General features: G+C 62.3%; 5 protein-coding genes. 3 read left to right on the top strand and 2 right to left on the bottom strand.

What is annotated here, in order from left to right; translation table 11 throughout:
• Window positions 1-299: pentapeptide repeat-containing protein (locus BG35_RS11135; RefSeq protein ID WP_025782517.1), on the bottom strand; the 299-nt coding region annotated here is incomplete at its 3' end.
• 97 nt (window positions 300-396) lie between these two features.
• On the opposite strand from BG35_RS11135, the gene BG35_RS0108720 reads away from it, so the two are divergent.
• From BG35_RS0108720 to BG35_RS14215, 3 genes are all read left to right on the top strand, one after another.
• Window positions 397-963: a phycobiliprotein lyase gene (locus BG35_RS0108720; protein WP_034418138.1), complete on the top strand. Its 567-nt coding sequence runs from the start codon at window positions 397-399 to the stop codon at window positions 961-963.
• Window positions 964-1,519: 556 nt separating this feature from the next.
• Complete coding sequence (locus BG35_RS11130) at window positions 1,520-1,990, top strand: ankyrin repeat domain-containing protein (protein ID WP_161632588.1); 471 nt, start codon at window positions 1,520-1,522, stop codon at window positions 1,988-1,990.
• Window positions 1,991-2,000: 10 nt separating this feature from the next.
• Window positions 2,001-2,186, top strand: coding sequence for an ankyrin repeat domain-containing protein (locus tag BG35_RS14215; protein ID WP_071994829.1), 186 nt, complete (start codon window positions 2,001-2,003; stop codon window positions 2,184-2,186).
• Between the two features lie 64 nt (window positions 2,187-2,250).
• Here BG35_RS14215 and BG35_RS13205 read toward each other — a convergent pair.
• Window positions 2,251-2,746, bottom strand: a 496-nt coding sequence (locus BG35_RS13205; RefSeq protein ID WP_161632587.1) for a hypothetical protein, incomplete at its 5' end; no start/stop codon positions are given.

The raw sequence follows: 2,746 nt of genomic DNA, 5'->3' as shown, positions 1-2,746 counted from the left end.
CCCAGCCTTGCCCCCGGACCCACGGCGCCGGAGCGGGCATAGGCAAAGCCCGGTGGCCAGCGGGTGAACCCGTCGTAGCGGGCCAGGGTGAGATCGGCCCCCTCCAGGCGCGCTTCCCCCAGGTCTGCACCCCGTAAATCGGCGCGGCAGAGCTTGACGCCCCGCAGATCCACTGCCCTAAACTGGCGGCCTTGCCAGTTGGTTCCCCGCAAATCCGCCTTCTGGAGGCCCGTCTCCCCCATGGCGCTGCCCTGGGGTGGAGCGTCCGGGAGGGCGGTGGGCCGCGGCTGGTGATCCATATACACAATGCTGATACAGCCTCTCCAGCTTGTGACAACGGCAAGGCACCATGGATCCCTCTGCCATGGGTTGTTGCTTTTTTCTCCACCCCGCTCGATGGCGGACTTCCTGCGCCTCAGTGCCGGCACCTGGCTATCGGTGCGCAGCGTCCATCATTTCGACTTCTCCCCGGACCAATCCGGTGAGTCCAACCTGATCATTACCCTGCTGGAGCAGGAGGACGAGGCGGTGCAACGGGTTTGCGCCCAACAACAGGTTCCCTGCAATGCCGCCGCCATGGGGGCCCGCTTCCAGTGGCAGGGCAACCATCGCCAGGGGCCGGCCGACGAGCGCTACGGAGCCGTGCTGGTGGACCTGCCCGGACCGGACCAGGGCTGTGGCCGTCTGGTGCGGGACGTGGGCTACGTGGAGGCCACACCGGTGATCAGCCCCTATAGCTTTGACGGGGACGGCCTGCTCACCATTCACACCGTCTACGACCGCAACGTCGGGAGCGAGCGCTGCTGGTTTCTCAACGAGGATGTGCGGGTGCGGGTGGGCACGGTGCAACTCATGGACGGCCCCAACCTGGTGAGCTATGCTACGGAAACCCGTTGTACTCCGCTGGAGGATTTCGAGAAGCTGCGACGGGTGGCTCAGGGGCGTTGTGAATCAACAAGCTGAAGGTGAGGAGGGCGGCATCTTTCTTGAGAATTTTCCACCCTGTCCACCAGCACTTTCAAGGTTCAGGCAAGCCCTACTTTCGACAACGGCAGCACCCTGCGGTTTGCCGTCTCCCAATCCTTGAGGATGAACAGTGGCGCCGCTGCGTTCTCTCTCCCTTCAGGACGCACCCCGGACGGCGCCGTCACCAGCGCCTCCTTTGTCTCCCCCTTTCTCCCAGTGGCCAGCAGCTTGACCTGACGGCAATCCTGGAGTTGCCCTGGGGCCAGGACGTCTGTCCATCGGCGGCACCCGCAGTTCGCAGCCCGGGCGCCAGAAAACCGCCCCACCAGAAACCATGTTCTTCACCGGCTATAGGGCCACATGGTGACACCATCTACTGTGTCCTCTGTTCATCTCATCTTCATTACAGGAATCTTTCTTCACAATGATTTGATGCCCTCTCACACCCAATGCCGATGCTTCAACTCCACTACATTCTACCCCTGACTGCAGTGCTTGCTTTCACCCTCTCCCTAACCACCGCCTGGGCGGCAACGGCGCCCCAACCCAGCCGTTGGTTATAATCGAGAGTTCACCACCAGCGCCGTCCCAGTTGCACCGGGCGGCAGTGTCGGGAGACGTGGAGCAGGTGAAGCAACTCCTGGACCAGGGCTATCAAATCCGCCAGCAACACGCCCGTGGCCTCAGTGCGTTACACGAGGCGGTCAGCAGGGGGCAAGCAGAGGTTGTTGCCCTGTTCATGGCGGCGGGGGCCGATCCCGACGACACAACGGCCCTGGGTGTGGCCGTCCGGGAAGGCCATGCAGAGATGGTCAGAATGCTTACGGATAAAGGTCTGCTGAACCGTTCCTCCGATTACCCCGATTATTATTTATACGATGCGGCATTGGGTGGCCACACGGAAATCACGGCTATTCTCCTTGAAGTAGCACGAGAGCATCTTGACAGGATAGCAGCCTTGGGAAGGGGGTTTTGGTATTACCGTTTTCTATTCTCACATATCATCGATCCCCTTCCTCACTAGCGGCGCGCCGTTGAGTTTGGCGGCCGGTGGAGATAACGTGGCCATGGTCAGGCTGTTGATCAGGCATGGCGCCCGTGTGAACGTCAGGGGACAATTTGATGCGCCACTGCACGCTGCGGCACGCTCCGGTAACGCGGATATAGCCCAGGCCCTGATCGCGGCAGGGGCGGACATAGACGCCAGAAACGCTAATTAACCCGAGTTTCGGGTAAGAGGATCAGGGAAAAGGGGATGCCGTCCCCAAGTCTGTCGTAGAGGGTTCAGAAGAGGAGGGAGAAGCGGAGGCTGAGGGAGTGTTCCGGGTGGGAAGCGGAGGAGCCGGTATCCTGCTGTTCCCCTTCGAGGGAGAGTTCCCAAGGCGCAGTCTCTCCCGGTTGGGGAGCATAGGGAGCCAGTGACCAGACCAGGCCGTAGGTGCTGCCGGTGGGGGAGAGGGCCACTGCCACCCCTGGTGTGAGGGTGAGTCGGTCGCTGAAGGCGGAGAAGCCGTAGGCCAACTGCGCCTCGAACTGCTGCCCCCCGCTGCTGGCGTCGTCCACCCCCTCCAGAACAGTGGGATTGAGGAGGGCATCCATACTCCCTGCCGTTGTTACCCCCATGGTGTGGCCCAGGGCGAGGAAGGGTCCCCGATTGGTGGGGGAGGGTTCCCAGGCGAAGGAGAGGGCCAAGCCCTGCTCCCGGAACTCCTCCTCCATGTGGGTCACCAGGGTGTGGCCCTTCAGTTCGCCCCTGATGCCCCGTTGTGGATCGTTCCAG

The sequence above is a fragment of the Candidatus Synechococcus spongiarum SH4 genome (genome assembly GCF_000586015.1).
Lineage (GTDB): Bacteria > Cyanobacteriota > Cyanobacteriia > PCC-6307 > Cyanobiaceae > Synechococcus_B > Synechococcus_B spongiarum_F.
This window is presented reverse-complemented; position numbering and strand designations above follow the sequence as displayed.

Excerpts from the sequence above, each read along its gene's own strand:
- BG35_RS0108720 (WP_034418138.1), top strand. The coding sequence starts at position 397 with ATGGCGGACTTCCTGCGCCTCAGTGCCGGCACCTGGCTATCGGTGCGC.